This is a genomic window from Cupriavidus oxalaticus (genome assembly GCF_038900635.1).
GTDB lineage: Bacteria > Pseudomonadota > Gammaproteobacteria > Burkholderiales > Burkholderiaceae > Cupriavidus > Cupriavidus oxalaticus_B.
This window is the reverse complement of the sequence record NZ_JAYMRX010000003.1, coordinates 98,092-123,941: the sequence shown is the minus strand read 5'-3', so window position 1 is coordinate 123,941 and position 25,850 is coordinate 98,092. Positions and strand designations below refer to the sequence as shown.

Below are 25,850 nucleotides of genomic sequence, written 5' to 3'. Positions count from 1 at the left end.
GAAAAGGACCCTATGTTCAAGCACATCCTGCTCCCCGTCGACGGCTCGGAGCTTTCGCACAAGGCTGTTTCCGCCGCCATCCAGTTTGCCCGCACCGCGGCGGCGCGGCTCACGCCGTACATGTGTGTGGAGAGCTATCCGTATGTGCTGTCCAGCGACAGCTCGCACGAAAAGCGCGAGGTGTACCAGCAGCGCGTGGAAGCCGGGGCGCGCCAGGAACTCGCCAAGGTCGAGGCGGCGGCAGCGCTGGCAGGGGTGCCATGTACTGGCCACGTCTCCAGCGCCTCGGTGCCGTACCAGGGCATCATCCATGCCGCCAGGGAGCTGGGCTGCGACGTCATCTTCATGGCTTCGCACGGCCGCAAGGGGCTCAGCGGGCTGCTGCTGGGTAGCGAAACGCAGAAAGTGCTGACCCATAGCGACATCCCTGTGCTGGTGTTCCGCTGATCCAGGCCCCGCACACCCGTCTACGGCACGTCTGCGGCACGTCGGCGGCTGCACCGTGCTGTACCATATCGCCCATATTCGAAAACGCCCCTTCGTGCCGCGGCCACAGGCCGCCGGACCAGCGCCCGGCCGCCCCCGCGGGGGCGCTTTTCCGCGACACGCAAGGCGGCGCTCCGAGCGGATCGGGCGGCACAACGCAGGCCCACCGCCAGACAGGCTAAATGGCAATGGGATTGCAGAAGAAAACCGACCCTGAACAGGCACAGGCAGACGCCGCAGGCAGCCGACACACGCCAATGATGCAGCAGTACCTTCGCATCAAGGCAGACCACCCCGACACCCTGCTGTTCTATCGCATGGGTGACTTCTACGAGCTGTTCCACGACGACGCCGAAAAGGCCGCGCGCCTGCTCGACATCACGCTGACCGCGCGCGGCGCCTCGAATGGCGTGCCGATCCGGATGGCCGGCATTCCCTTCCATTCGGCCGACCAGTACCTGGCCCGGCTGGTGAAGCTGGGCGAGTCGGTGGCGATCTGCGAGCAGATCGGCGATCCCGCCACCAGCAAGGGGCCAGTGGAGCGCAAGGTGGTGCGCATCGTCACGCCAGGCACGCTGACCGACGCGGCGCTGCTACCGGACAAGGTCGACACTTTCCTGATGGCGGTGCACCAGCAGACCACGCGCCGCGGCATCAGCAAGACCGGGCTGGCGTGGCTGAACCTGGCCAGCGGCGAGCTGCGCCTGATGGAGTGCGAGGTGGCGCAACTGGGCCGCGAGCTTGAGCGCATCCGCCCGGCCGAGCTGCTCTATGCCGACGGCATCGACCTGCCGGCGCCGGCCTGCGCGCGCACGCGCCTGCCCGAATGGCATTTCGACCAGGATGCCGGCGCGCGCCGGTTGCGCGAGCAACTGGGCGTGGCCAGCCTCGATCCGTTTGGTTGTGCCGGGCTGGGCGCGGCGATCGGCGCCGCCGGCGCGCTGCTGAACTACGCCGCCACCACGCAGGGCCAGTCGCTGCGCCACGTGCAGGGCCTGAAGGTCGAGCGGGAGTCGGAATACATCGGCCTGGATTCAGCCACGCGCCGCAACCTCGAACTGACCGAGACGCTGCGCGGCGGCGAGTCGCCGACGCTGTTCTCGCTGCTGGATACCTGCTGCACCACGATGGGCAGCCGCGCGCTGCGCCACTGGCTGCACCATCCGCTGCGCGACCCGGCCGTGCCGCAGGCGCGGCAACAGGCCATCGGCGTGCTGATCGACCAGGGCACCGATACGCTGCGTGCCGCGCTGCGCCGGCTGGCCGACGTCGAGCGCATCACCTCGCGCCTGGCACTGCTGAGCGCGCGCCCGCGCGACCTGTCCTCGCTGCGCGACACGCTGCGCGCGCTGCCCGACGTGCAGGCCTGCATCCGCGACGGGCAGGACAGCGCGCTGCTGGCGCAGACGCTGCAAGACCTGGCCATACCGCAGGCGTCCCTGGACCTGCTGGTGCGCGCGGTCGCCGAGGAACCCGCGACCGTGGTGCGCGACGGCGGCGTGATTGCGCGCGGCTACGACACCGACCTTGACGAGCTGCGCGATATCTCCGAGAACTGCGGCCAGTTCCTGATCGACCTGGAAGCGCGCGAACGCACGCGCACCGGCATCGCCAACCTGCGCGTCGAGTTCAACCGCGTGCATGGCTTCTATATCGAGGTCACCAATGGCCAGGCCGACAAGGTGCCCGACGACTACCGCCGCCGCCAGACGCTGAAGAACGCCGAGCGCTACATCACGCCCGAGCTGAAGGCGTTCGAGGACAAGGCGCTGTCGGCGCAGGACCGCGCGCTCGCGCGCGAGAGGCAGCTCTACGACGGCCTGCTGCAGGCGCTGCTGCCGCATATCGGCGAGCTGCAGCGCGTGGCCGGCGCGCTGGCGCGCCTCGATGTGCTGGCCGCGCTGGCCGAGCGCGCGCAGACGCTGGACTGGTCCGCGCCCGAGCGCGTGCGCGAGAACGTGGTCGACATCGTGCAGGGCCGCCACCCGGTCGTGGAAGGCCAGCTGGCGGCGGAATCGGTGGCGTTTATCGCCAACGACAGCCAGCTCAACGAAGCGCGCAAGCTGCTGCTGATCACCGGCCCCAACATGGGCGGCAAGTCGACCTTCATGCGCCAGACCGCGCTGATCGTGCTGCTGGCCTGCGTGGGTGCCTACGTGCCGGCGCGGCGCGCCGTGATCGGCCCGATCGACCGCATCTTTACCCGCATCGGCGCGGCCGACGACCTGGCGGGTGGGCGCTCCACCTTCATGGTGGAGATGACCGAAGCCGCCGGCATCCTGCACCACGCCACGCCCTCTTCGCTGGTGCTGATGGACGAGATCGGCCGCGGCACGTCCACCTTCGACGGGCTGGCGCTGGCGTGGGCGATCGCGCGCCACCTGCTGTCGCACAACCGCAGCCATACGCTGTTCGCCACGCATTATTTCGAGTTGACGCAGTTGCCGCAGGAATTCCCGCAGGCCGCCAACGTGCACCTGTCCGCGGTCGAGCACGGCGACGGTATCGTGTTCCTGCATGCGGTGCAGGATGGCCCCGCCAGCCAGAGCTATGGCCTGCAGGTGGCGCAGCTGGCCGGCGTGCCGCAGCCCGTGATCCGCGCCGCGCGCAAGCACCTGGCGTGGCTGGAGCAGCAATCGGCCGACGCCACGCCGACGCCGCAGCTCGACCTGTTCGCCGCGCCAGCGGTGCCGGACACCGATGACGACGAGGGCAATGAGGGCAACGGCTATGCCCCGGCCACGCCGCAGCCGGCCGAATTGGCACCGGAGCATGCCGCGCTGATCGACACGCTGGCCGACCTGGACCCGGACAGCCTGACGCCGCGTGCCGCGCTCGATGCGTTGTACCGTCTCAAGGCGCTTGCAGGCGAGGCGGTCGGTACGGCATGAACGCAAGGCGCCGGCACGCCGGCCGGATCCTCGCGGCGGCATTGCTGCTGTGCGCGGCCAGTACCGCATGGCCCGCACCCGCCGGCCGCGGGGGCAAGGCCGCGCCAAAGCCGAAAGTGAACCGCGTCGCGCTGATCGCCGACCTGCCGCAATGGCCTGCCGCCGAAGCCAACGCCACCGCCCTGCTCGACAGCTTTGCGGAACGCAGGCTCGACCTGGTGATCCACGCCGGCGGCATCAAGGGCGATACCGAATCCTGCAGCGACGCCATCCTGACGAGCCGCCAGCAGCTGCTCGCCCAGTCGCCGTTGCCGCTGCTCTACGTGCCGGGCGAAACCGACTGGGCCGAATGCCGGCTCCCGGTCAACGGCAAGTTCGACTCGGTCGAGCGGCTGAACCGCCTGCGCGAGCTGTTCTTCCCCGAGGATGCCACGCTGGGCCAGCATCCGCGCCCGGTGGTGCGGCAGTCCGACCAGGCCCTGTTCCGCACCTTCCGCGAGAACGCTCGTCTCACGCTGGGCGACATCCTGATCGTCGGCCTGAACGTGCCGGGCGACAACAACCACTACCGCAACGAGGGCGGGCGCAACAGCGAGTTCGAAGACCGGCGCGAGGCCAACCGCCAGTGGCTGGCGCGCGCGTTCTCGCTGGCGCGGCAGCGCGACATGAACGGCATCGTCGTGGTGGCCCATGCCGACCCGCAATTCGCCAACGGCTGGGAGAAGAAAGGCCGCCCGACGCTGCTGGACGGTTTCATGCGCCACCGCACTCGCGACGGCTACCTGGAATTCAAGCGCCAGCTGCGCGACCTCACCGCGCGCTTTCCCGGCCAGGTGCTGCTGGTGCATGCGGGCGAGAGTGGCTTCGGCATCGACAAGCCTCTGCGCGACACCGCCGGCAAGGTGCTGCAGAATTTCACGCGGGTTTCGCTGCCGGACAATACGGTGGCGCAATGGGCCGAACTGGTGATCACACCGAACGCGGCGGCGCCGTTCTCGGTTTCGCTCAGGGACGCCCCGACCACGCCCTGAGCCGCTGTGTTGAATCCATGAAGACGCCCATGAAAAAAGCCGGCCAAGCCGGCTTCCTTCATGGACCACGGAGGGCGCGGAATCAGTGCAGCGTGCGCGGGGTATCGTCGTCCTCGTCCTCGTCCACCACCTCGATGCCCGAGGCGCCGTGGGCGTGGCCGTGCTCGATTTCCTCGGCGGTAGCTTCGCGCACTTCAGAAACCTTCAGCCAGAAGCGCAGTGCCATGCCGGCCAGCGGGTGGTTGCCGTCGAGCACCACCTTGTCTTCGGCAACGTCGGTCACGGTGTAGATGACGGAGTCTTCTTCATCGCCGTCCTCGGGCATGCCTTCGAACTGCATGCCGACTTCCAGCGGCTCGGGGAAGCGGTCGCGCGGCTCGACCTTGACCAGGTCGGCATCGTAGTCGCCAAAAGCATCTTCGGGCTCGAGCTGCAGCTGGGTCTCGAAGCCGGTGTCATGGCCGTCGAGCGCTTCCTCGATCTTGGGGAACGTGCCATCATACCCGCCGTGCAAATAGACCATGGCTTCATCTGACTCCTCGATCAGATTGCCTTGCGCGTCCGACAGCTTGTACATCACGGACACTACCGTGTTCTTAGCGATTTTCAATTCTTGACTCCATGAACGATTCCGCATTATACGCGCAGGCCCTGCCCCCTGGCCCCGTCGATCCAGACAGTCCGCTCGACCTGCTTGGTGGCATGACGCCGGCTGCATTCATGCGGGATGTCTGGCACCGCAAGCCACTGTTGATTCGACAGGCGGTACCCGGAATCGTGCCGCCTGTGTCGCGCGATGCGCTTTTCGACCTTGCCGATCGCGACGAAGTCGAATCGCGCCTGGTGACGCACTTCCGCAATCGCTGGAAGCTCGAACACGGTCCATTTGCGCGCGAAAACCTCCCTGCCGTCAAGACCCGCCAGTGGACTTTGCTGGTGCAGGGCGTGAACCTGCACGATGCCGCCGCGGCCGAGCTGATGGGCCGCTTCCGCTTCGTGCCGGACGCGCGCCTGGACGACCTGATGATCAGCTACGCGTCCGATGGCGGCGGCGTCGGCCCGCACTTCGATTCCTATGACGTGTTCCTGCTGCAAGTCTCGGGCCGGCGCCGCTGGCGCATCTCGTCGCAGACCAGCCTGGAGCTGGTCCCCGACATGCCACTGAAGATCCTTGCCGATTTCAGCACCGAAGAGGAATGGGTGCTGGAGCCCGGCGACATGCTGTATCTGCCGCCGCAATACGCCCACGACGGCGTGGCCGAAGGTGAATGCATGACCTGCTCGATCGGCTTCCGTGCCCCGGCCTACCGCGAACTGGCGGGCCACTTTCTGGCGTGGCTTTCCGAGACGGTGGAGGACAACGAAGACCTGAGCGGGCGTTACGCCGATGCTGGCGAACGTGCGGCAACGAAGCCCGCGCAACTGCCTGCCGGCATGGCCAAGGCAGTGGCCGAGCGGCTCAAGGCACTGCAATGGAATTCGCAGATGGTGTCGGAATTTCTTGGTTCGCATCTGTCCGAACCGAAGCCCGGAGTCGAATTCGCCGAGATATCCGACCTGCCGCAGCGCCGTTATGAGAAACTTGCGGCCCAGCATGGCGTCGTTCTTGCGCCTGCCTCGATTGCACTTTACGACCGGAACAATTTCTTCCTCAATGGAGAAGCCTACGAGCCTCCGGCCGAACTGATGCCGTGGCTGAAGAAGCTGGCCGATAATCGCCACCTAAGTGGTGATGATGTTGCGACTTGCGCGGACCTGCCTGACCTGATGGAGACTTTTCATCACTGGACACAAGAGGGATGGCTACAATTGGGACCCCGGCTGTAATAATGCGTAACATTGCAATTCAGTAAATTTCGGCGCTACACAAGCCGGGAAAACGCGGATATAATCGTTGGCTGGCTAGTACTGTGGACCACTGCATATGTCGGCACCCGGGAGGGCCTCTATTTTGCAGTTCAAGAGCGATAATTACCGGTAATTATTCATCGCCTGTTTTTCGTTATTACAAGTTAAAGGACGAACAATGAAGAAGTCTCTCCTGATCGCATCGCTGCTGGCCGCTGTTGCTCTCGCCGCTTGCGGCAAGAAGGAAGAACCGGCTGCTCCGGCCGCTGACACGGCTGCTCCGGCTGCTGCTGCTCCGGCTGCTGAAGCTTCGGCTCCCGCTGCTGAAGCCCCGGCTGCTGCCGCTGCTGCTGACGCTTCGGCCCCGGCTGCTGATGCATCGGCTCCGGCTGCTGACGCTTCGGCTCCGGCTGCCAAGCAGTAATCGGTTTCGACCGATAAAAAAAACCGGCCTTCGGGCCGGTTTTTTTTATTGGGCGCCGCAGGCGCGTGGTGCGCACTTCAGCCACGCACCGCTTGCCAGTCCAGCCCCATTTCCTGATCGGCTACCAGCACCTCCGAAGGCAACGCGCCCAGCGCCGCGGCCAGCGCGCCGGTGGCTAGCTCACGCGTGTTGTTCTGCTTGCTCAGATGCGCCGCCACGACGCGGTGCAGACCGGCATGCGCGACCTGTGTCAGGATGCTCGCCGCCACCTCATTGGCCAAATGGCCGAAGTCACCGCCAATCCGCCGCTTCAGCGACGCCGGGTAGACCGAGTTGCGCAGCATCTCGCGGTCGTGATTGCACTCCAGCACCAGCGCATCGACACCTGACAGGCGCGCCGTCACGTAGGGCGTTTCCATGCCCGCATCGGTCAGCACGCCCAGGCGCGACTGCCCATCGGACAGCACGAACTGCAGCGGCTCGCGCGCGTCGTGCGGAACCGTATACGGCATCACCTGGAGGCCGCCAATGGCAAAGGCGTGGTCCGCGCCGCAGACGCGCACATCGGCGAGGTCGGCGCCGCGCATATGCGAGGTCGCCAGCCAGGTGCCGTGGCTGGTGTAGACCGCAAGCCGGTGCCGGGCCGCAAAGGCGTAGGCCGAGCCGACATGATCGCCATGCTCGTGCGTGACCAGCACGGCGTCGAGCTGGTCCGGCGTGACGCCGAGCCGCTCCAGGCGCCGCGCGGTCTCGCGGATGCCGAAGCCGCAGTCAAGCAGCACGCGCGTGGTGGTGGTGTCTTCGCGGGATTCGATCAGCAGCGAGTTGCCCTCGCTGCCGCTGCCGAGGAAGGCGAAGCGCATCATGGCCGCGCCCTCCCCGCCGTGCAGTTGGCAGGCCGGCCAGGAAGGCCGGTGGTTGAGCCGGTCACCGCCGGCTCAGTGCAGTTGCTCGTCGAGCAGCGACAGAATGCGCTTGCCGATTTCGCCGTTCTCCGGCTGGCCGGCGTCATTGAGCACCGTCACCAGCGTGCCGCTGCCGGTGCCCTTGAGCGCCACGCGGTATTTCTTGGCGGTCTTGGGATCATCCGGCTTGGTGAACAGCTTGGAGAAGAAGCCACGGTTGTCGACGTTGGTGCGCGGATCGACGTAGCGCACGTAGTACAGGCCCTGGGCACGGTCGCGGTCTTCGATGGTGAAGTTGACGCGATCCAGCGACAGGCCGACCGAGCGCCAGGCGCGGTCGAACGGCTCAGGCAGTTGCAGTGCCGGGGCGCCATTGACCTGGGCCAGGTAAGACTTCTGGGCAGCGCCGCCGGCTGCGGCAGCCGTGGCACCGGCAGCGCCAGCCGCCGCCGAATCAGCCGTCGCCGCGCTGCTGCCAGCCGCCGCCGGGTTCTTGGCCATGCGGTCGGCCTGTTCCTTCTGCACGCCGAGGCGTTGCGCCAGGCGCGACAGGAATTCGGCCTCCAGCTCGGGATCGGCCGGACGCGGGGTCCAGACGGTGCTGGACTTGTCGATGCCGGTCAGTTGCTCCTGTGCTCCGCGGTGGCTGATGAACACTTCCATCGTGCCGTTCTGCGCGCGCTCGACACGGGTGCGGAACTTGTCGCGCTCGGAGGTCGAGTACAGGCCGTCGAACACCTTGCCGATGGTATTGCGGATGATGTCCTGCGGAATCTTGGCGCGGTTCTCGGCCCAGTCGGTTTCCATGATGCCGGTCTCGGGCGAGTCCTGCACCAGCAGGAAACCGCTTTCCTGCCAGAAGCCGCGCAGTTGCTGCCACAGCTGGTCGCCGCGCATGCCGTTGCTGATCACCAGCCAGCGCGTGTTGCCGTCGCGCTCCATGCGGATGCCCTGCGCCGAGGGCAGTACGTTCTCGGTCGGGGATTGCTCGCGCACCTTGGTCGCCTGGCTGTAGGTCGACAGCGTCGAGGTGCCGTTGGCATCGGGCACCGAGTAGCGACGGTCGCCTTCCAGCTTGGTCAGGTCGGGCGGGATGTCCAGCGTTGGCGTGCGCTTCGACGCCGACGACTTGTAGTCGATCTTGTCGGGCTGCATCGCTTCGTTGAGGCTGCTGCAGCCGGTGATCACGCCCGCGGCCAGCACGGGCACAACCAGGGCGGCGCGGCGGACTTGCGTCGCGCCGCGGCGGTTAAGCTTCGATTTCATTGACACGCAATCCTAGTTGAGGGAGCGACAGCAAGACGCCGCGGTAAATCAGGCCAGCAGGCCGGCGGCGGCCAGTGCCTTGCGTACGGTTTCGTGGTTGGCTTCGGACAGCGGCGTCAGCGGCAGGCGGATGCCGCCTGCCATCTTGCCCATCTGCTGCAGTGCCCACTTCACCGGGATCGGATTGGCTTCGACAAACATGGCCTTGTTCAGTCCGATCAGTTCCATGTGCAGGCGGCGCGCGGTGACGACGTCGCCCTTCAGTGCCGCCGCGCACATCTCGTGCATCTTGCGCGGGGCCACGTTCGCGGTGACCGAGATATTGCCCTTGCCGCCCAGCAGGATCAGCGCGACCGCGGTGGGATCGTCGCCGCTGTAGATGGCAAAGCTTTCCGGCGCGTCGTTGATCAGCTGCGCGGCCCGGTCGATATTGCCCGTGGCTTCCTTGACGCCGACAATGCCCGGCACCTGCGCCAGGCGCAGGATGGTGTCGTTGCTCATGTCGGCAACGGTGCGGCCCGGCACGTTGTACAGCAGCACCGGCAGCTCAACCGCTTCCGCGATGGTGCGGAAATGGCGGTACATGCCTTCCTGGGTCGGCTTGTTGTAGTACGGCACGACCTGCAGCGATGCGTCGGCACCCACCTTCTTGGCGAAGGCGGTCAGCTCGATCGCCTCCTTGGTGGAGTTGCCGCCGGTGCCCGCGATGATCGGGATGCGCTTGCCGGCCTGGTCCACGGCCACGCGGATCAGTTCGCAGTGCTCCTCGACGGAAACCGTCGGGGATTCACCGGTCGTGCCGACGATCACGATGCCGTCGGTACCCTCGGCGACGTGCCAATCGACCAGTGCGCGCAGGGCCGGAAAGTCCAGGCTTCCGTCCTCATGCATCGGAGTGACGATGGCGACGATGCTGCCGGTAATCTGTGTCATAACGTTAAGGAATTCGGGATGCGAATAACGCGATTGTACCGGAACCGCAGGCGGCTTCGACCGCCGGCGGCAGGCGGGATGACTCGGGGTTGATACCAACTGTTTCAACGTGTGCAGCGGCATTCTCGCCGACAGCGCACACGCGCTTTCACGGGTTCAGGCGGTAGCGTGCCGGGGTGGCCGCATCCGGCGCGGCAGCGGCCTCGCGCACCGCACAAAGGCGCTGCACGAAGGCCGTTTTCGGCACTTCCTGGACGCCGTCTTCATAGGCGATGACGCGCAGTCCATGCATGCGCGCCACATCGAGCAACTCTCCGGGACGCAGCAGAAAATCGGGCCGCGACGGCTTGCCGACGGTCTCGTTGCCCGCCGCGAAGGTCTCGTACAGCCACACTCCGCCCGGCGCCAGCGCTGCGGCCAGGTGCGGCCACAGCGGACGGTGCAGGTAATTGGTGACGACGATGGCGTCGAATGGCGCCTCGTCGGCCAGCGGCCAGCCCCCCTGCTCTAGGTCGGCCACGCGGCCGGTCACGCCGGACGGCAGCGCGGCGATGGCGGCGGCATCGCGGTCAACGGCCAGCACCGCATGCCCGCGCGCGGCAAGCCAGGCGGCATGGCGGCCGCTGCCGCAGGCCAGGTCGAGCACGCGGGCGCCGGGACGCAGCAGGTGCGCCCAGCGCGTGACCCATGCGGAAGGTGCGGAAAGGCCGGCATGCAGCGCGGCGGGAATGTCGCTCATGGCGCCCCCGTCAGTGCAGCAGCATCACGATCGGGCGCAGCATCAGCTCGATCAGCGACATCAGCACATTGACCACCGGCGTCATCCAGATGGTGGTGATCACGCCGGCGGCGACCAGCGCCAGCACCACGAAAATCCCGTAGGGCTCGATGCGCGACACCGCGCGCGCCACGCCCTGCGGCAGCAGCGCGGTCAGCACGCGGCCACCGTCCAGCGGCGGCACCGGGAACAGGTTGAAGGCGGCCACCACCAGGTTGACGCGCACGCCCGCGAGCGCCATTTCACCGAAGAACGGTTCGCGCACGCCGCCCCAGGTCAGGCCGATCGCCAGCAGCACCCAGACAAAGGCCTGCACCACATTGCTGGCGGGGCCTGCCAGCGCCACCCACATGCCATGCCAGCGCGGATTGCGCAGGCGCTCGAACACCACCGGCACCGGCTTGGCATAGCCGAACACGAACTGGCCGCTGGTCATGATGTAGAGCAGCAGCGGCACCGCCACGGTGCCGATCGGGTCGATATGGCGGATCGGGTTCATGCTGACGCGCCCGAGCGAATAGGCCGTGTCGTCGCCAAACACTTTGGCCACATAACCGTGCGACGCCTCGTGCAGCGTGATGGCGAACAGCACCGGCAGGGCGTAGACCGCGAAGGTCTGGATAAGGGAGGAATCCATGACGGCTATTGTAACGGGCCGCCGCCTTGCCAGGCGCACAGCGGCGCACCTGTGGCGGCGGCGCAGCGCCGGCTGGCGCCCGAGGTTCAGGGCCCGAGGTTCAGATCTGCAAATTCAGAGCCCGAAGCGCGAGATGTCGCCGCGGCCGGCGCGCACCAGTTCGGGCTCGCCGCTTGTCAGGTCGATCACCGTGGTCGGCTGGGCCGGCGCCGGCCCGCCACAGACCACCAGGTCGAGCTGTTTTTCCAGCCGGGCGCGGATTTCCGCCGGGTCGTTGAGCGGCTCGTCGTCGCCGGGGATCTGCAGCGTAGCCGAGATCAGCGGCTCGCCGGCTTCGCCCAGCAACTCCAGCGGGATGGCGTGGTCGGGCACGCGCACGCCGATGGTCTTGCGCGCCGGGTGCGACAGGCGCCGCGGCACTTCCTTGGTGGCTTCCAGGATAAAGACGTACGGCCCGGGCGTGGCGCCCTTGATCCAGCGGTACTGGCGGTTGTCGACGCGGGCGAAATTGCCCAGCTCGGACAAATCGCGGCACATCAGCGTCAGGTGATGGCGATCGTCGATGCCGCGCAGCCGGCGCAGGCGCTCGACCGCGTGCTTGTCGTCGAGCTGGCAGGCGAGCGCGTAGCTGGAATCGGTCGGCAGCGCGATCAGTCCGCCCTTCTGCAGGATCTGCGCGGCCTGCTTGATCAGGCGCGACTGCGGGTTGAGCGGATGGATCTCGAAGTACTGGGACATGCAGGGCGCCTTTCTTTGGGCTGGCTGGTTACCAGTCGTGCCAGACCGGCGTGACCGTGGACGGCAGCGGCGGCAGCGTGCCGAGCTCGACCCGGCCTTCGCCGGGCCCGTGGAAATCCGAGCCGCGCGAGGCCAGCAGCCCGTAGTGGCGCGCCACGTCTGCATAGCGGCGGTACTGGTCCGGCGTGTGGCTGCCGGTCACGACCTCGACGGCGCCGCCGCCAAGCGACTTGAACTCGTCGAACAGGGCATCGTGCTGGGTGTCGGTGTAGTGGTAGCGGCCGGGGTGCGCCAGCACGGCGATGCCGCCGGCGGTGCGGATCCAGCCGACCGCCTCGGCCAGGCTGGCCCAGCGATGGCCGACAAAACCGGGCCGGCCTTCCGACAGGTATTCGCTGAACACGTCGCCGATGGTTGCGCAGTGGCCCTGGTCAACCAGCCAGCGCGCGAAATGGGTGCGCGAAATCAGGTCGGGATTGCCTACGTACTTCAGTGCGCCGGCGTAGGCGCCCTCGATGCCGACCCTGGCCAGCGCCTCGCCGATGTCGCGCGCACGCCGGGCGCGACCGGAACGGGTGTCGGTCAGGCCATCGATCAGCTCGGGACAGAACGGGTCGATCTGCAGGCCGACGATATGCACGGTCTGCCCGGCCCACGTCACCGAGATCTCCACGCCCGGCACATAGCGCATGCCGAATTCCTCGGCCGCGGCGCGCGCCGCGGCTTGCCCGCCGACCTCGTCGTGGTCGGTCAGCGCCCAGTACGCGACGCCCGCATCGCGCGCGATTTCAGCCACCGCGCGAGGCGACAGCGTGCCATCGGACACGGTGGAATGGCAGTGCAGGTCGGCGTTGATGGCGTGGGCGTTTTGCATGGGCCTCATTCTACTCCGGTCGCCCTTTGCCTGCGTGGCGCCGCCGGCGTAAAAGAAGGCGATCCGGCGCCCATGGCAAAGCCCTGCCGGCAACGCTGGCGTCGCCGGGAAACGGGCCGGCGCGGGGTATAGTCGGGCTTTGCACCGTCTTCCGCGGGCCGTCCGCGCCCGCCTTGCCCACCATGTCTACCGACACCACCTCCGCCGCCACGCCCGCCGTCACCACCACTGACGTCCTGATCGTGGGCGCCGGCCCGGTCGGGCTGTTCGCCGCCTTCCAGGCCGGCGTGCTCGGCCTCAAATGTGAACTGATCGACGTACTCGATCGCGCCGGCGGCCAGTGCACCGAGCTGTATCCCGAAAAGCCGATCTACGACATCCCGGCCGTGCCCGGCTGCCTGGCGCAGGAACTGGTGGACCGGCTGCTGGAGCAATGCGCGCCGTTCGCCTTCCCGATGCATTTCGGCCAGCGCGCCGAAAGCGTGTCCGAAATTCCCGGCGCGCCAGCACAGGACGGCCATCCGCCCCACCAGCGCATGCTGATCGGCACCGATGGCGGCAAGCGCTTCGATGTCGCGGCGGTGCTGGTCTGCTCCGGGGCGGGCGCGTTCGCGCCGCAGCGCGTGGCGCTGCCGGAAGCCGCGGCGCTGGAAGACCGCCACGTGCACTACGCCGTGCGCGATGTATCGCGCTTTGCCGGCAAGCGCGTGATCGTCGCCGGCGGCGGCGACTCGGCGCTGGACTGGGCGCTGGCGCTGCGCAAGGTGGCAGCGCGCGTGACGCTGCTGCACCGGCGCGAGGGCTTCCGCGCCGCCGATGGCACCGTGGCCGAGATGCGCGCCGCGGTGGCGGCCGGCGAGATGGATTTCGTGGTCGGCATGCTGGGCGCCCTGCACATCGACGGCGATGCGCTGGCCGAAGTGGAAGTGCGCACCCGCGACGGCAGCCAGGTGCTGCCCGCCGATGAACTGGTGGCGCTGTACGGCCTGGTATCCGAGCCCGGCCCGATCGCGCAATGGGACATGGACATGCGTGCCGGCCGCATCCTGGTCGACACCACCACGTATGAAAGCTCGCGCAGCGGCATCTTTGCCGCGGGCGATATCGCCTTCTATCCCAACAAGCAGAAGCTGATCCTGTCCGGCTTCCACGAAGCCGCGCTGGCGCTGCGCAAGGCGTATCACTACGCCTTCCCGGAGAAGGCGCTGGTGCATGTCCACACCAGCAACAACGCCGCGCTGAAGGAAAAGCTCACCCACGCCTGAACGCGGGCATCGACCCTATCGGCAGAACGACTCGACCAGCTGGGCCACCGCGGCCGGCTGGTCGTGGTGCAGCATGTGGCCGGCGTCATCGATCACGGCCTCGCGGAAATCGCGGAAGGCGCGGAAACGCTCCTTGAACTCGCCGATGCCCTGCTTGTGCGCAATATGGCGCAGCGTCTCCGAATCGCGCGCCTCGACATGCAATACCGGTGCGCTGACCTGTTCCCAGATCGCCATCACTTCATCGAGCCGATACAGCATCGGATTGACCAGCTTGTGCGCCGGGTCGCCCAGGATTTCCCAGCGGCCGTCGGCATTGCGGCGCGACCAGTGCGCGGCCAGAAACGCGGCGCGGTCGTCGGGCAGGCGCGGGTTGGTCTTCTGCAGGCGCGCGGCGACACCGCCGACACTGTCATAGGACTTCAGCTCGGCGCCAATGCGCAACTCGTCCAGCCAGCGCGCGTAGCGCCTGGGGGCATGCGCCGGCCGTGTCGCCGTCATGCCGAAGCCTTCCAGGTCCACCACGCGGCGCACCCGATCGGGGCGGATGCCGGCATACAGGCAGATCACGTTGGCGCCCATGCTGTGGCCCACCAGATCGACCTGCCCTTCTGGCTGGTAGTGGTCGAGCAGCGCCTCCAGGTCGGCGATGTAGTCGGGGAACCAGTACGACTGCGTGCCGGGATGGCGCGAGGGCCAGTCGGTCTCGCCAAAGCCGCGCCAGTCGGGCGCGATGACATGCCAGTCGCCGCCCAGGTGGTCGACCAGGAACTGGAACGAGGCCGCCACGTCCATCCAGCCATGCAGCATGAACAGCTTGCGCGCACCGGGCGTGCCCCAGTCGCGCACGTGGTAGCGCAAGCCGCGCAACGTGATAAATTCAGACCGCGAGGTTTCCTTGATTGTCATTGTCTCCACCCTGGGGCCGGGTCCTCCTGCCGCGGGGGCTGGCGAAGGGAAGCCCGACAAAATAGAACGATCGTTCGCTCGCAGGCATTATAGCGGCCGGTGCCACTTGCAGCTTGCCGCGCCGGTGAACGGACCGGAGACCTTCAGGAGACCTTGGATGGCCGCAGCTGCCTTGCCGGCAAGCCGGCGCGACGACTACCGCGCGCTGTACGAATCCTTCCGCTGGGAAATCCCCCCGAACTTCAACATTGCCGAAGCCTGCTGCGGCCGCTGGGCGCGGGACCCGGCGACCATGGACCGCATCGCCGTCTATACCGAACACGAAGACGGCCGGCGCAACGCGCACACCTTTGCCTACATCCAGGCCGAGGCCAACCGGCTCTCGGCGGCGCTGCGCAGCCTTGGCGTGGCGCGCGGCGACCGCGTGGCAATCGTGATGCCGCAGCGGATCGAGACCGTGATCGCCCATATGGCGATCTACCAGCTGGGCGCGATCGCGATGCCGCTGTCGATGCTGTTCGGGCCGGAGGCGCTGGCCTACCGCATCGCGCACAGCGAAGCCAGCGTGGCGATTGCCGACGAAACCTCGATCGACAACCTGCTCGGCGCGCGCCCGGAATGCCAGGCGCTGGCCACCGTGATCGCCGCCGGCGATGCGCACGGCCGCGGCGACCACGACTGGGACGTGCTGCTGGCCGCGCAGCTGCCCACCTTCACCGCCGAAGAGACCAAGGCCGACGAGGCCGCCGTGCTGATCTACACCAGCGGCACCACCGGGCCGCCCAAGGGCGCGCTGATCCCGCACCGCGCGCTGGTCGGCAACCTGACCGGCTTTGTCTGCTCGCAGAACTGGTATCCGCAGGACGACGACGTGTTCTGGAGCCCGGCCGACTGGGCCTGGACCGGCGGGCTGTGGGATGCGCTGATGCCGGCGCTGTACTTCGGCAAGCCCATCGTCGGCTACCAGGGCCGCTTCTCCGCCGAGCGCGCCTTCGAGCTGCTCGAGCGCTACGCCGTCACCAACACCTTCCTGTTCCCGACCGCGCTCAAGCAGATGATGAAGGCCTGCCCCGAGCCACGGCAGCGCTATGGCATCAGGCTGCGCGCATTGATGAGCGCCGGCGAAGCGGTTGGCGAGACCGTGTTCGGCTGGTGCCGGGATGCGCTCGGCGTGATCGTCAACGAGATGTTCGGCCAGACCGAGATCAACTACATCGTCGGCAACTGCACCGCGCAGAACGACGACGAGCGCCTGGGCTGGCCGGCGCGGCCCGGCTCGATGGGACGCCCCTACCCCGGCCATCGCGTGCAGGTGATCGACGATGAAGGCCGTCCCTGCGCGCCGGGCGAGGACGGCGAGGTCGCGGTCTGCGCCACCGATAGCGCCGGGCATCCGGACCCGGTGTTCTTCCTCGGCTACTGGAAAAACGAGGCGGCGACCGCGGCCAAGTACGTCGAGCGCGACGGCCTGCGCTGGTGCCGCACCGGCGATCTGGCGCGCGTCGATGCCGAGGGCTACCTGTGGTACCAGGGCCGTGCCGACGATGTGTTCAAGTCCTCGGGCTACCGCATCGGGCCGAGCGAGATCGAGAACTGCCTGCTCAAGCATCCCGCTGTGTCCAACTGCGCCGTGGTGCCCTCGCCCGATCCCGAGCGCGGCGCGGTGGTCAAGGCCTTCGTGGTGCTGACGCCGGCGGTGGCGCGCTCGTTCGACGGCGACGCGGCACTGGTGGCCGAGTTGCAGGCGCATGTGCGCGGGCAACTGGCGCCGTACGAGTATCCGAAGGCTATCGAGTTCATCGACCAGTTGCCGATGACGACCACCGGGAAGATACAGCGCCGGGTGCTGCGGTTGCTGGAGGAAGAGCGCGCGGCGCAGCGCCGGCAGTCTGCCTAGCCGGCCGACGCTTCCAGCCAGGCCAGTTCATCCTCCTCGAACCCGGCCGCACGCCGTGCCTCGAGGTTGAACGGCCCGCGCAGCTTCGGCGCACCATACTGCTGCGCCAGTTGCGCGTAGGTCGTCACAGGATCCAGCCCGCGCTGCGCGCACAGCCAGCGGTACCAGTGGTTTCCGATCGCTACATGGCCCACTTCATCGCGCAGGATGATGTCGATGATCGCCGCGGCGGCATGGTCGCCCACGTTGGCCAGCTTGGCCCGCACCGGCGGCGAGGCGTCCAGCCCGCGCGCCTCCAGCGTGCGCGGCACCAGCGCCATGCGCGCCAGCACGTCGCCGGCGGTCTTGCCGGTCATCTCCCACAGGCTGTTGTGGGCCGGAAAATCGCCGTAGTCCGCGCCCAGCGTGCCGAGGTGGTCGGCCAGCAGCGTGAAATGCAACGCCTCCTCGTCCGCCACGCGCAGCCAGTCGCGGTAGTAGCCGGGCGGCATGCCGGCGAAGCGCCACGCCGCATCCAGCGCCAGGTTGATGGCATTGAACTCGATGTGGCACAGCGCATGGATCATGTTGGCGCGCCCGGCGGGGGTCTGCAGGGAGCGGCGGCGCCCGACATACTGTGGCGCGACCAGTTCGGGGCGCGCGGGGCGCCCGGGAATAACCTGCGCCGGGCCCGCTTCGATGGCTTCTTCGGCACGCAGCGCCGCATCGGGCAGCGCCATGGCATGACGGTACAACGCCCGCGCGGCGCAGGCTTTCTCCCGCGGATCGGTCATGCACAGCACCGCCAGCGCGCGATGGCGCGGCGAAAGTGACGGATCAGGCGAAATGGCGGCGGGAGTTTTTTCTGGCATGGGCGTAAAATCCGGACTGCCGCCATTGTAGGGCCTCGCCGGCACCCACCCTTGTGCCTGGCCATGCAGTTCCCCACAGACCCGCTGACTCTTTAAAGTCCGGCGGCAACCCCCATTTCAACATAAGCCTTTCGTGCAGGAGACCTCATGGCGCTTTACCAGCTCGGCGACGTCAAGCCCAATATCGACAGCGAAGCCTACGTGGCCCCCGAAGCCACCGTCATCGGCAACGTGACCCTCAAGTCCCGCGCCAGCGCCTGGCCCGGTGTCGTGATCCGCGGTGACAACGAGCCGATCGTGGTGGGGCACGACACCAATATCCAGGAGGGTTCGGTGCTGCACACCGACCCGGGCTGCCCGCTGACCCTGGGCGACAAGGTCTCGATCGGCCACCAGGCCATGCTGCACGGTTGCACCGTCGGCGAAGGCTCGCTGATCGGCATCCAGGCCGTGGTGCTGAACCGTGCCGTGATCGGCAAGGAATGCCTGGTCGGCGCGGGCGCCGTGGTCACCGAGGGCAAGGTCTTCCCGGACCGCTCGCTGATCCTGGGCGCGCCGGCCAAGGTGGTGCGGCAGCTGACCGACGAGGACGTCGCCAACCTGTACCGCAACGCCGAAACCTACGCCTCGCGGCAGGCCATGTACAAGCAACAGCTCAAGCGGATCGGCTGAACCCGGCCGGCGCCGCGGCGGCATCCATCGCATTACTCGACAGACAACGTGACCCAGACTACCCCTACCACCCCCGACACCCTGCAGAAGTTCCTGTTCGACGCCGCCCCCGTGCGCGGCGAACTGGTGCGCATGGAAGCCACCTGGCAGGAAGTGCTGGGCCGCCACAGCTACCCCACGCCGGTGCGCCGGCTGCTGGGCGAGATGATGGCCGCCGCGGCACTGCTGTCGGCCAACCTGAAGTTCAACGGCGCCCTGGTGATGCAGTTGCACGGCGACGGCCCGGTGCGGATGCTGGTGGTGGAATGCCTGTCCGACCTGTCGATGCGTGCCACCGCCAAGCTGGCCGAGGGCGCGGAGATTGCCGACGACGCCACGCTGGCCGACCTGGTCCATGCGCACGGCCACGGCCGCTTTGCCATCACGCTCGACCCGAAGGACAAGCTGCCGGGACAGCAGCCGTACCAGGGCATCGTGCCGCTGGCGGACGAGCACGGCCCGCTGCCGTCGATCAGCGCGGTGCTGGAGCACTACATGAAGGCCTCCGAGCAGCTCGATACGCGCCTGTGGCTGGCCGCCGACGACCGCGTCGCCGCCGGCATGCTGCTGCAGAAACTGCCCTCCTACGGCGGCACCGCCGACGTTGGCGAGACCGGCGCGCCGCTGGCCAGCCATGCCAAGGCCCAGGACCTGGATACCTGGGACCGCGCGGTGCAGCTGGGCACCACGCTCAAGGCCGAAGAACTGCTGGCCGAGTCGCCCGAGACGCTGCTGCGCCGCCTGTTCTGGGAAGACCTGCAGGACGCCGGCCTGCGCGTGTTTGAGCCGATGACGCCGCATTTCCATTGCTCGTGCTCGCGTCCCAAGGTGGCGGGCATGCTGCAGTCGCTGGGGCGCGATGAGATCGAGGGCATCATCGCCGAGCGCGGCAACGTGGAGATCCATTGCGATTTCTGCGGCCAGCGCTATGAGTTCGACCCGGTCGACTGCGCCCAGCTGTTCTCGGCCACGCACATCGCCACCGGCGCCGGTGCCGGCGCGCACCAGCACCACTGAGGCGGCATGCCACGGCTTGATCCGTGGCGGGCTCGATCCATGGCGGGGGCGGCGTAGCGGAAACATCCGGCGCGCCGCCCGGTCCAACGGCTGTACGATCGCTGTACGCGCGAGCCTGAGAACCGCCATGTCCGCCCGAGCCTTTCTCCCCTTACCCGAATCCAGCGCCACTGCGGCCACCGCGCGCGGGCGGCTGCGTGGTGCTGTTGCATGCGCCGCGGCCGGCGCCCTGCTGCTGGCCGCCGGCTGCGTACAGATCCCGCGCGACGCCAACGGCTCGCCCCCGACGGCGCGGCTCGCACCGAACGCCATGCCGCCGGCGCGGCTGACACCCGAAGCCCGGCAAAAGCTCGATGCCCTGAACCAGGAGGTGCTGCGCGAGCAGGCCGACGCCATCGCGCGGCAGCAACAGGCCGAGGCCTATGCGCGTGCGGCATATGCCTATCCCAATACCAGCTGGAACCTGTTTTACGGAGGATGGGGCGGCGGCCACTGGGGTGGCGGCGTCAGCGTGGGAATGCCCGGCTACTGGGGCGGATATCCGTACTGGTGGTGACGGCGGCCAGGGTGCCGCCGGTTGGATACAGATGGGAGATCAGTGTCCGCCGCGCCCGGCGACGGAATTCGCCGGCGGCGGCAGCGGCGGCGTGGCGCTGACCTTGGGTGCCGGTGCCACGAACTGCACGAACACCTCGCCTTCCCTGACCATACCCAGCTCGTAGCGCGCCCGTTCCTCGATCGCGCCAGTGCCGTCCTGCAGGTCCGCAACTTCCCCTTCCAGCTTGGCATTACGCAGCTTGAGCATCTGGTTGCGGGTACCTTGCTCGGTCAGCTGCCGGTTCAGATCCCAGACGCGCAGCCAGCCACCCTTGCCCAGCCAGAGCGGATACTGGACCGCGAGCAGCAGCACGAACAACAGCAGCGAAATCAGACGCATGAAAGGTTGCGGACGAGAAATTCCGCACAATGATCTGCGAAGTCAGCCCGGAAGGCAATTGCCAGGCAGATTTCGATACAAAAACGGCGGTGGCCGGATGTTATCCGTGCCACCGCCGTTTTACAGCCGCTACGTCGCGCCCGCGCTAACGGGCACGACGGGCAAGGATCAGCGCAGGTTGTAGAACGCGCCCTTGCCCGGATAGCTGGCGATATCGCCGAGGTCTTCCTCGATGCGCAGCAGCTGGTTGTACTTGGCCATGCGGTCCGAGCGCGACAGCGAGCCGGTCTTGATCTGGCCGGCGTTGGTGCCCACGGCGATGTCGGCAATGGTGCTGTCTTCGGTTTCGCCCGAGCGGTGCGAGATCACGGCGGTGTAGCCGGCGCGCTTGGCCATCTCGATGGCGGCGAAGGTCTCGGTCAGGGTGCCGATCTGGTTGATCTTGATCAGGATCGAGTTGCCGATGCCCTTCTCGATGCCTTCCTTCAGGATCTTGGTGTTGGTGACGAACAGGTCGTCGCCCACCAGCTGCACGCGCGTGCCCAGCTTCTCGGTCAGCGTCTTCCAGCCGTCCCAGTCGCCTTCGGCCATGCCGTCCTCGATCGATACGATCGGGAACTTGTCGCACAGGTTGGCCAGGTAGTCGGCGAACTGGGTCGACGACAGCTTCAGGCCTTCGCCTTCCAGCTGGTACACGCCTTCGCCTTCGTGGTAGAACTCGCTGGCGGCGCAGTCCAGCGCCAGCAGCACGTCTTCACCGGCGCGGTAGCCGGCCTTCTCGATGGCTTGCACGATGGTGTTCAGGCACTCCTCGTTGGACGAGAAGTTCGGGGCGAAGCCGCCCTCGTCGCCCACCGCGGTGGACATGCCCTTGTCGGCCAGGATCTTCTTCAGCGCGTGGAAGATTTCGGCGCCGCAACGCAGCGCTTCGCGGAAGCTGGTCTGCGATACCGGCATGACCATGAATTCCTGGATGTCCAGGCTGTTGTTGGCGTGCGCGCCGCCGTTGACGATGTTCATCATCGGCACCGGCAGTTGCATTGCGCCCGAACCGCCGAAGTAGCGGTACAGCGGCAGGCCGGCTTCTTCAGCGGCGGCCTTGGCCACGGCCATCGACACGGCCAGCATGGCGTTGGCGCCCAGGCGGCCCTTGTTCTCGGTGCCGTCGAGGTCGATCAGGGTGCGGTCCAGGAAGGCCTGCTCGGAGGCGTCCAGGCCCATGATGGCTTCGGAGATTTCGGTGTTGATGTGCTCGACGGCCTTGAGCACGCCCTTGCCCAGGTAGCGCGACTTGTCGCCGTCACGCAGTTCGATGGCTTCGCGCGAACCGGTCGACGCACCCGACGGCACCGCCGCACGGCCCATCACGCCCGATTCCAGCAGCACGTCGCACTCGACGGTGGGGTTGCCGCGCGAGTCGAGAACCTCGCGACCGATGATATCTACGATTGCACTCATGAATTCCTCTCTGACTGTTGATTCTTGCTGCTGCTGATTACTTCAACCTGTGCCCGTGTCAGGCGCATGTCAAACTGCCCGACAAGCCTCAGGCAGCGCCTTCCACCACGATCATGTTCATCTTTGCTGCATGCTCGCGCGCCTTGCGGGCGGCGCGATAGGCTTCGCCGTCGTGGAACGACTTGGCGGCTTCATAGCTGGGGAATTTCAGCACGACGACACGGGTCGGCGCCCACTCGCCCTCCAGCGGCTCGGTCTTGCCGCCGCGTACCAGCACCTCGGCGCCATGGATCTGCATGGCCTTGCTCGACAGCACTTTGTATTCTTCGTACTGCTGGGGGTCGGTCACGTCGACGTAGGCGATGATATAGCCCGCGGCCATGGAGAATCTCCCGATTTTTTGTATTGTCTTTCGATATGGTTTGTCACCACCGCCACCAGCAAGGGCGCGGCGGCGACAAAACCAGGCCTGCGTCAGGCGCAGGCCGGCCAGCCGAAGTTGTCTTCGAGGAAACCGGCACGCTTGACCAGCGTGTCGAGTTCCTTGAGCACGGCCAGCAGTTCCTTCATGCGCGACAGCGGCACCGCATTGGGGCCGTCGGACATCGCCTTGCTCGGGTCCGGGTGCGTTTCCATGAACAGGCCCGCCACGCCGGTGGCGACGGCGGCGCGCGACAGCACCGGCACGAATTCGCGCTGGCCGCCCGAGCTGGTGCCCTGGCCGCCCGGCAGCTGCACCGAGTGAGTGGCGTCGAACACCACCGGGGCACCGGTCTCGCGCATGATCGCCAGCGAGCGCATGTCGGAGACGAGGTTGTTGTAGCCGAACGAGACACCGCGTTCGCAGGCCATGAAGACGTCATCCGGCAGGCCTGCGTCGCGCGCGGCATCGCGGGCCTTGTCGATCACGTTCTTCATGTCGCCCGGCGCCAGGAACTGGCCCTTCTTAATGTTCACCGGCTTGCCGCTCTGGGCGCAGGCGCGGATGAAATCAGTCTGGCGGCACAGGAAGGCCGGGGTCTGCAGCACGTCGACCACGGCGGCGACGGGCTTGATCTCGTCGATCTCGTGGATGTCGGTCAGCACCGGCACGCCGACCTCGCGCTTGACGGTCGCCAGGATCTCCAGGCCTTTCTCCATCCCCAGGCCGCGGAACGACTTGCCGGACGAACGGTTGGCCTTGTCGAACGACGACTTGTAGATGAACGGGATGCCCAGCTCGGCGGTGATGGCCTTGAGCTCGCCGGCGGTATCCAGCGCCATCTGCTCGGACTCGATCACGCACGGACCGGCGATCAGGAAGAACGGCTTGTCGAGGCCGACCTCGAATCCACAGAGTTTCATGACAGACTCCTCTCTTGCCGCCTGCCTCAGGCGCCCTTGCGCTGCTGGCTGGCCAGCGCGGCTTCGACGTAGGCCTTGAACAGCGGATGGCCGTCACGCGGCGTCGAGGTGAATTCCGGGTGGAACTGCACGCCGACGAACCACGGGTGCATCGACTCCGGCAGTTCCATCATTTCCGGCAGGTTCTCGGTCGGGGTACGGGCCGAGATCACCATGCCGGCGTTTTCCAGCGTCGGCACGTAGTGGTTGTTGACCTCGTAGCGGTGACGGTGGCGCTCGTTGACGTCCGCGCCATAGATGGCATTGGCCTTCGTGCCTTCCTTGACCGGCACGCGCTGCGCGCCCAGGCGCATGGTGCCGCCCAGGTCGGAATCGGCCGAGCGCTGCTCGACCTTGCCTTCGCGGTCGACCCACTCGGTGATTAGCGCGACCACCGGGTGTTCGGTCTCGAGGTTGAACTCGGTCGAGTTGGCGTCAGCCATATTGGCCACGTGACGGGCAAACTCGATCACGGCCAGCTGCATGCCCAGGCAGATGCCCAGGTACGGCACCTTGTTCTCGCGGGCGTACTGGATCGCGCGGATCTTGCCTTCGGTGCCGCGCTTGCCGAAGCCGCCCGGCACCAGGATCGCGTCGAGCGGGGCCAGCACTTCGAGGTGGCCCGATTCCAGTTCCTCGGAATCGATGTACTCGATGTTGACGCGCGTGGCGGTGTGCATGCCGGCGTGGCGCAGCGCCTCGATCAGCGACTTGTACGACTCGGTCAGGTCGACGTACTTGCCGACCATGCCGATGGTGATTTCGTGCTCGGGATTTTCCTGGGCGTTAACCAGCTTCTGCCACATCGACAGGTCGGCCGGCCTCGGGTCCAGACGCAGTTCCTCGCAGATCAGGCGGTCGAGGCCCTGCTCGTTGAGCATCTGCGGAATCTTGTAGATGCTGTCCGCATCCCACACCGAGATCACGGCGTCTTGCGGGATATTGGCAAACAGCGAGATCTTGGCGCGCTCGTCGTCCGGGATCGGGCGGTCGGCGCGGCACAGCAGCGCAGTCGGCGAAATGCCGATTTCGCGCAGCTTCTGCACCGAGTGCTGGGTCGGCTTGGTCTTCAGTTCGCCGGCGCTGGCAATGAACGGCACCAGCGTCAGGTGCACGAAGGCAGCGTGGTTGCGCCCCATGCGCAGGCTCATCTGGCGCGCGGCTTCCAGGAACGGCAGCGATTCGATGTCACCCACGGTACCGCCGATTTCCACCAGCGCCACGTCGGCCTTGCCGTCGTGCGAGGCGGCGGCGCCCTTCTCGATGAAGGCCTGGATCTCGTTGGTGATATGCGGAATCACCTGCACGGTCTTGCCGAGGTATTCGCCACGGCGCTCCTTGCGGATCACCGATTCGTAGATCTGGCCGGTGGTGAAGTTGTTCGACTTGCGCATCTTGGCCGAGACGAAGCGCTCGTAGTGGCCGAGATCGAGGTCGGTTTCCGCACCGTCTTCCGTGACAAACACCTCGCCATGCTGGAAGGGGCTCATCGTGCCGGGATCGACGTTGATGTAGGGATCGAGCTTGAGGAGGGTGACTTTGAGGCCGCGCGACTCAAGAATGGCCGCGAGCGAGGCAGCAGCGATGCCCTTGCCGAGAGAAGAGACGACGCCACCGGTGACGAAGACGAATTTGGTCATAAACCGAGCTTGCCGGGGAAATCGGGATTATACATGAGAGCCCGGCCCGCGCCGACCCGGAAATTGTGACAGCCCCGCTGTCCAATCGCATGGCGGGCGGGGCTGTACGGGGATTTTCCGGGGGCCGCGGCAGGCTGCGCCGCAAGCGCCGCATGAGACGGATCAACGCCCGTCGCGGCGCATCGCTCCGATCAGGTCGCGCACCAGCTGCGCCGTTTCCTGCGGCCGCTCCATCGGGTACAAATGGCCGCCCTCGATAAAGCGCAGGTTTTCGCCCACCAGCTTGCGGGTCGCCGCGAGCCCGCACTGGCGTACCTCGCGCGAGCGCGTACCGGCGACAAAGCCGACCGGCACCGGCGCGCCCCGCCTGAGCTTGCGCCCCAGGCTGGTAGGCAGGGTGCGATAGATCCAGTATTCGACTTCGCGGTCGAAGCGCAAACGCCGCTCGTTGTCCTTGCCGGTCGGCTCGGTGCCGTGGAGCGCATAGTCGCGCAGCACCTCCTGGTCCCACACGGCAAAATTCGGCTTGCTGCGGAAGTGCTGCCATACGGCCTCGGCATCCGGCCAGTGCGTGCGCCGGTTCCTGGTCACCGCCGCCGGACCGGGCTTCTCGTCGATGCCAAGCACCTGCGCGGTCTTCAGCAGCGAGGCGCGCCAGCCGGCAATGATCGGCGAATCCAGCATCACCACGCCGCGTACCCATTCGGGCCGGCGCAGCGCCGCCATCATCGACAGGAAGCCGCCCAGCGAATGGCCCACCAGCCAGACCGGCTCCCGGTACTGGCGCCCCACTTCCGCGAGCAGCTCTTCCACCAGGTGCGGCCAGCCACGCGTGACCGGAAACTGGGGCCGATGGCCATAACGGTCCACGGCGCGGAATTCGAATTCGTTGTCCAGTTCGCCAAACAGCTTGCGGTACGTCGTGACCGGGAAGCCGTTGGCATGCGAAAAATGGATGATCTCGCGCATCG

At 67.1% G+C, this 25,850-nt stretch carries 26 protein-coding genes; 10 read left to right on the top strand and 16 right to left on the bottom strand.

Going from position 1 to position 25,850, the window contains the following annotated elements:
* Positions 1–12 precede the first annotated feature (12 nt).
* The 3 genes from VSR71_RS07220 to VSR71_RS07210 all read left to right on the top strand — a co-directional run bounded on the left by VSR71_RS07220 (position 13) and on the right by VSR71_RS07210 (position 4,408).
* Positions 13–447 (top strand): universal stress protein, encoded by a 435-nt coding sequence (locus VSR71_RS07220; RefSeq protein ID WP_342913226.1) that lies wholly within the window; start codon positions 13–15, stop codon positions 445–447.
* A 227-nt stretch (positions 448–674) separates the two neighbouring features.
* Positions 675–3,377: a DNA mismatch repair protein MutS gene (gene mutS / locus VSR71_RS07215; protein ID WP_342913438.1), complete on the top strand. Its 2,703-nt coding sequence runs from the start codon at positions 675–677 to the stop codon at positions 3,375–3,377.
* Complete coding sequence (locus tag VSR71_RS07210) at positions 3,374–4,408, top strand: metallophosphoesterase (RefSeq protein ID WP_342913225.1); 1,035 nt, start codon at positions 3,374–3,376, stop codon at positions 4,406–4,408. The genes mutS and VSR71_RS07210 overlap by 4 nt, the downstream gene beginning before the upstream one ends.
* Positions 4,409–4,490: 82 nt before the next feature.
* Here VSR71_RS07210 and VSR71_RS07205 read toward each other — a convergent pair whose 3' ends face one another.
* Entirely contained in the window at positions 4,491–5,018 is a 528-nt protein-coding gene (locus tag VSR71_RS07205) for a peptidylprolyl isomerase (protein ID WP_342913224.1), read from the bottom strand.
* An 11-nt stretch (positions 5,019–5,029) separates the two neighbouring features.
* On the opposite strand from VSR71_RS07205, the gene VSR71_RS07200 reads away from it, so the two are divergent.
* Both VSR71_RS07200 and VSR71_RS07195 read left to right on the top strand, forming a co-directional pair.
* A complete protein-coding gene (locus tag VSR71_RS07200; RefSeq protein WP_342913223.1) occupies positions 5,030–6,235 on the top strand; it encodes a cupin domain-containing protein in 1,206 nt (401 codons plus the stop codon).
* Positions 6,236–6,434: 199 nt separating this feature from the next.
* Entirely contained in the window at positions 6,435–6,680 is a 246-nt protein-coding gene (locus tag VSR71_RS07195) for a hypothetical protein (protein ID WP_116317657.1), read from the top strand.
* Between the two features lie 77 nt (positions 6,681–6,757).
* Here the strand turns inward: VSR71_RS07195 and VSR71_RS07190 are convergent, their stop codons facing one another.
* From VSR71_RS07190 to VSR71_RS07160, 7 genes are all read right to left on the bottom strand, one after another.
* Complete coding sequence (locus VSR71_RS07190; RefSeq protein WP_342913222.1) at positions 6,758–7,546, bottom strand: MBL fold metallo-hydrolase; 789 nt, start codon at positions 7,544–7,546, stop codon at positions 6,758–6,760.
* A gap of 72 nt (positions 7,547–7,618) precedes the next feature.
* A complete protein-coding gene (gene bamC, locus VSR71_RS07185) occupies positions 7,619–8,851 on the bottom strand; it encodes an outer membrane protein assembly factor BamC (protein WP_342913221.1) in 1,233 nt (410 codons plus the stop codon).
* Positions 8,852–8,899: 48 nt separating this feature from the next.
* Entirely contained in the window at positions 8,900–9,784 is an 885-nt protein-coding gene (gene dapA, locus VSR71_RS07180) for a 4-hydroxy-tetrahydrodipicolinate synthase (protein ID WP_342913220.1), read from the bottom strand.
* Positions 9,785–9,932: 148 nt separating this feature from the next.
* Positions 9,933–10,523 carry a class I SAM-dependent methyltransferase gene (locus VSR71_RS07175; protein ID WP_342913219.1) on the bottom strand — a complete coding sequence of 197 codons (591 nt, stop codon included), beginning with the start codon at positions 10,521–10,523 and terminating at the stop codon, positions 9,933–9,935.
* Positions 10,524–10,533: 10 nt separating this feature from the next.
* Positions 10,534–11,199 (bottom strand): site-2 protease family protein, encoded by a 666-nt coding sequence (locus VSR71_RS07170; RefSeq protein ID WP_342913218.1) that lies wholly within the window; start codon positions 11,197–11,199, stop codon positions 10,534–10,536.
* Between the two features lie 114 nt (positions 11,200–11,313).
* Positions 11,314–11,937, bottom strand: a complete 624-nt coding sequence (locus VSR71_RS07165; RefSeq protein ID WP_342913217.1) for an L-threonylcarbamoyladenylate synthase — start codon at positions 11,935–11,937, stop codon at positions 11,314–11,316.
* 28 nt (positions 11,938–11,965) lie between these two features.
* Positions 11,966–12,811 carry a 3',5'-nucleoside bisphosphate phosphatase gene (locus VSR71_RS07160; protein ID WP_342913216.1) on the bottom strand — a complete coding sequence of 282 codons (846 nt, stop codon included), beginning with the start codon at positions 12,809–12,811 and terminating at the stop codon, positions 11,966–11,968.
* A gap of 182 nt (positions 12,812–12,993) precedes the next feature.
* On the opposite strand from VSR71_RS07160, the gene VSR71_RS07155 reads away from it, so the two are divergent.
* Positions 12,994–14,076, top strand: a complete 1,083-nt coding sequence (locus tag VSR71_RS07155; protein ID WP_342913215.1) for an NAD(P)/FAD-dependent oxidoreductase — start codon at positions 12,994–12,996, stop codon at positions 14,074–14,076.
* Between the two features lie 15 nt (positions 14,077–14,091).
* Here the strand turns inward: VSR71_RS07155 and VSR71_RS07150 are convergent, their stop codons facing one another.
* Positions 14,092–14,985, bottom strand: a complete 894-nt coding sequence (locus VSR71_RS07150; RefSeq protein WP_342913214.1) for an alpha/beta hydrolase — start codon at positions 14,983–14,985, stop codon at positions 14,092–14,094.
* Positions 14,986–15,142: 157 nt separating this feature from the next.
* On the opposite strand from VSR71_RS07150, the gene VSR71_RS07145 reads away from it, so the two are divergent.
* Positions 15,143–16,882: an acyl-CoA synthetase gene (locus tag VSR71_RS07145; RefSeq protein WP_342913213.1), complete on the top strand. Its 1,740-nt coding sequence runs from the start codon at positions 15,143–15,145 to the stop codon at positions 16,880–16,882.
* Here VSR71_RS07145 and VSR71_RS07140 read toward each other — a convergent pair.
* The gene (locus tag VSR71_RS07140; RefSeq protein ID WP_342913212.1) at positions 16,879–17,733 is read right to left on the bottom strand and encodes a ferritin-like domain-containing protein; all 855 of its coding nucleotides are present in this window, start codon (positions 17,731–17,733) and stop codon (positions 16,879–16,881) included. The genes VSR71_RS07145 and VSR71_RS07140 overlap by 4 nt on opposite strands.
* A 147-nt stretch (positions 17,734–17,880) precedes the next feature.
* Between VSR71_RS07140 and VSR71_RS07135 the strand changes: the two genes are divergently transcribed.
* The 3 genes from VSR71_RS07135 to VSR71_RS07125 all read left to right on the top strand — a co-directional run bounded on the left by VSR71_RS07135 (position 17,881) and on the right by VSR71_RS07125 (position 20,017).
* Entirely contained in the window at positions 17,881–18,405 is a 525-nt protein-coding gene (locus tag VSR71_RS07135) for a gamma carbonic anhydrase family protein (RefSeq protein WP_063238435.1), read from the top strand.
* 48 nt (positions 18,406–18,453) lie between these two features.
* Complete coding sequence (locus VSR71_RS07130; protein ID WP_342913211.1) at positions 18,454–19,461, top strand: Hsp33 family molecular chaperone HslO; 1,008 nt, start codon at positions 18,454–18,456, stop codon at positions 19,459–19,461.
* Positions 19,462–19,588: 127 nt separating this feature from the next.
* Positions 19,589–20,017 (top strand): hypothetical protein, encoded by a 429-nt coding sequence (locus VSR71_RS07125; RefSeq protein ID WP_342913210.1) that lies wholly within the window; start codon positions 19,589–19,591, stop codon positions 20,015–20,017.
* 39 nt (positions 20,018–20,056) lie between these two features.
* Here the strand turns inward: VSR71_RS07125 and ftsB are convergent, their stop codons facing one another.
* The 6 genes from ftsB to VSR71_RS07095 all read right to left on the bottom strand — a co-directional run bounded on the left by ftsB (position 20,057) and on the right by VSR71_RS07095 (position 25,848).
* Positions 20,057–20,398, bottom strand: a complete 342-nt coding sequence (gene ftsB, locus VSR71_RS07120; protein ID WP_342913209.1) for a cell division protein FtsB — start codon at positions 20,396–20,398, stop codon at positions 20,057–20,059.
* A 168-nt stretch (positions 20,399–20,566) separates the two neighbouring features.
* Positions 20,567–21,856 (bottom strand): phosphopyruvate hydratase, encoded by a 1,290-nt coding sequence (gene eno, locus VSR71_RS07115; RefSeq protein ID WP_342913208.1) that lies wholly within the window; start codon positions 21,854–21,856, stop codon positions 20,567–20,569.
* 88 nt (positions 21,857–21,944) lie between these two features.
* Positions 21,945–22,238: a DUF1330 domain-containing protein gene (locus tag VSR71_RS07110; RefSeq protein WP_013956142.1), complete on the bottom strand. Its 294-nt coding sequence runs from the start codon at positions 22,236–22,238 to the stop codon at positions 21,945–21,947.
* A gap of 92 nt (positions 22,239–22,330) precedes the next feature.
* On the bottom strand, positions 22,331–23,200 hold the full coding sequence (kdsA, locus tag VSR71_RS07105) for a 3-deoxy-8-phosphooctulonate synthase (protein WP_209757000.1): 870 nt from the start codon (positions 23,198–23,200) through the stop codon (positions 22,331–22,333).
* A gap of 26 nt (positions 23,201–23,226) precedes the next feature.
* A complete protein-coding gene (locus VSR71_RS07100; protein WP_342913207.1) occupies positions 23,227–24,879 on the bottom strand; it encodes a CTP synthase in 1,653 nt (550 codons plus the stop codon).
* A 162-nt stretch (positions 24,880–25,041) separates the two neighbouring features.
* Complete coding sequence (locus VSR71_RS07095) at positions 25,042–25,848, bottom strand: alpha/beta fold hydrolase (protein ID WP_209756996.1); 807 nt, start codon at positions 25,846–25,848, stop codon at positions 25,042–25,044.
* Positions 25,849–25,850: the final 2 nt, after the last annotated feature.

Excerpts from the sequence above, each read along its gene's own strand:
- VSR71_RS07110 (WP_013956142.1), bottom strand. The coding sequence starts at position 22,238 with ATGGCCGCGGGCTATATCATCGCCTACGTCGACGTGACCGACCCCCAG.
- VSR71_RS07135 (WP_063238435.1), top strand. The coding sequence starts at position 17,881 with ATGGCGCTTTACCAGCTCGGCGACGTCAAGCCCAATATCGACAGCGAA.
- ftsB (WP_342913209.1), bottom strand. The coding sequence starts at position 20,398 with ATGCGTCTGATTTCGCTGCTGTTGTTCGTGCTGCTGCTCGCGGTCCAG.
- kdsA (WP_209757000.1), bottom strand. The coding sequence starts at position 23,200 with ATGAAACTCTGTGGATTCGAGGTCGGCCTCGACAAGCCGTTCTTCCTG.
- VSR71_RS07220 (WP_342913226.1), top strand. The coding sequence starts at position 13 with ATGTTCAAGCACATCCTGCTCCCCGTCGACGGCTCGGAGCTTTCGCAC.
- VSR71_RS07200 (WP_342913223.1), top strand. The coding sequence starts at position 5,030 with ATGAACGATTCCGCATTATACGCGCAGGCCCTGCCCCCTGGCCCCGTC.
- dapA (WP_342913220.1), bottom strand. The coding sequence starts at position 9,784 with ATGACACAGATTACCGGCAGCATCGTCGCCATCGTCACTCCGATGCAT.
- VSR71_RS07175 (WP_342913219.1), bottom strand. The coding sequence starts at position 10,523 with ATGAGCGACATTCCCGCCGCGCTGCATGCCGGCCTTTCCGCACCTTCC.
- bamC (WP_342913221.1), bottom strand. The coding sequence starts at position 8,851 with ATGAAATCGAAGCTTAACCGCCGCGGCGCGACGCAAGTCCGCCGCGCC.
- VSR71_RS07140 (WP_342913212.1), bottom strand. The coding sequence starts at position 17,733 with ATGCCAGAAAAAACTCCCGCCGCCATTTCGCCTGATCCGTCACTTTCG.
- VSR71_RS07165 (WP_342913217.1), bottom strand. The coding sequence starts at position 11,937 with ATGTCCCAGTACTTCGAGATCCATCCGCTCAACCCGCAGTCGCGCCTG.
- VSR71_RS07195 (WP_116317657.1), top strand. The coding sequence starts at position 6,435 with ATGAAGAAGTCTCTCCTGATCGCATCGCTGCTGGCCGCTGTTGCTCTC.
- VSR71_RS07100 (WP_342913207.1), bottom strand. The coding sequence starts at position 24,879 with ATGACCAAATTCGTCTTCGTCACCGGTGGCGTCGTCTCTTCTCTCGGC.
- VSR71_RS07125 (WP_342913210.1), top strand. The coding sequence starts at position 19,589 with ATGTCCGCCCGAGCCTTTCTCCCCTTACCCGAATCCAGCGCCACTGCG.
- mutS (WP_342913438.1), top strand. The coding sequence starts at position 675 with ATGGGATTGCAGAAGAAAACCGACCCTGAACAGGCACAGGCAGACGCC.
- VSR71_RS07170 (WP_342913218.1), bottom strand. The coding sequence starts at position 11,199 with ATGGATTCCTCCCTTATCCAGACCTTCGCGGTCTACGCCCTGCCGGTG.
- VSR71_RS07095 (WP_209756996.1), bottom strand. The coding sequence starts at position 25,848 with ATGCGCGAGATCATCCATTTTTCGCATGCCAACGGCTTCCCGGTCACG.
- VSR71_RS07160 (WP_342913216.1), bottom strand. The coding sequence starts at position 12,811 with ATGCAAAACGCCCACGCCATCAACGCCGACCTGCACTGCCATTCCACC.
- VSR71_RS07150 (WP_342913214.1), bottom strand. The coding sequence starts at position 14,985 with ATGACAATCAAGGAAACCTCGCGGTCTGAATTTATCACGTTGCGCGGC.
- VSR71_RS07210 (WP_342913225.1), top strand. The coding sequence starts at position 3,374 with ATGAACGCAAGGCGCCGGCACGCCGGCCGGATCCTCGCGGCGGCATTG.
- VSR71_RS07155 (WP_342913215.1), top strand. The coding sequence starts at position 12,994 with ATGTCTACCGACACCACCTCCGCCGCCACGCCCGCCGTCACCACCACT.
- VSR71_RS07190 (WP_342913222.1), bottom strand. The coding sequence starts at position 7,546 with ATGATGCGCTTCGCCTTCCTCGGCAGCGGCAGCGAGGGCAACTCGCTG.
- VSR71_RS07145 (WP_342913213.1), top strand. The coding sequence starts at position 15,143 with ATGGCCGCAGCTGCCTTGCCGGCAAGCCGGCGCGACGACTACCGCGCG.
- eno (WP_342913208.1), bottom strand. The coding sequence starts at position 21,856 with ATGAGTGCAATCGTAGATATCATCGGTCGCGAGGTTCTCGACTCGCGC.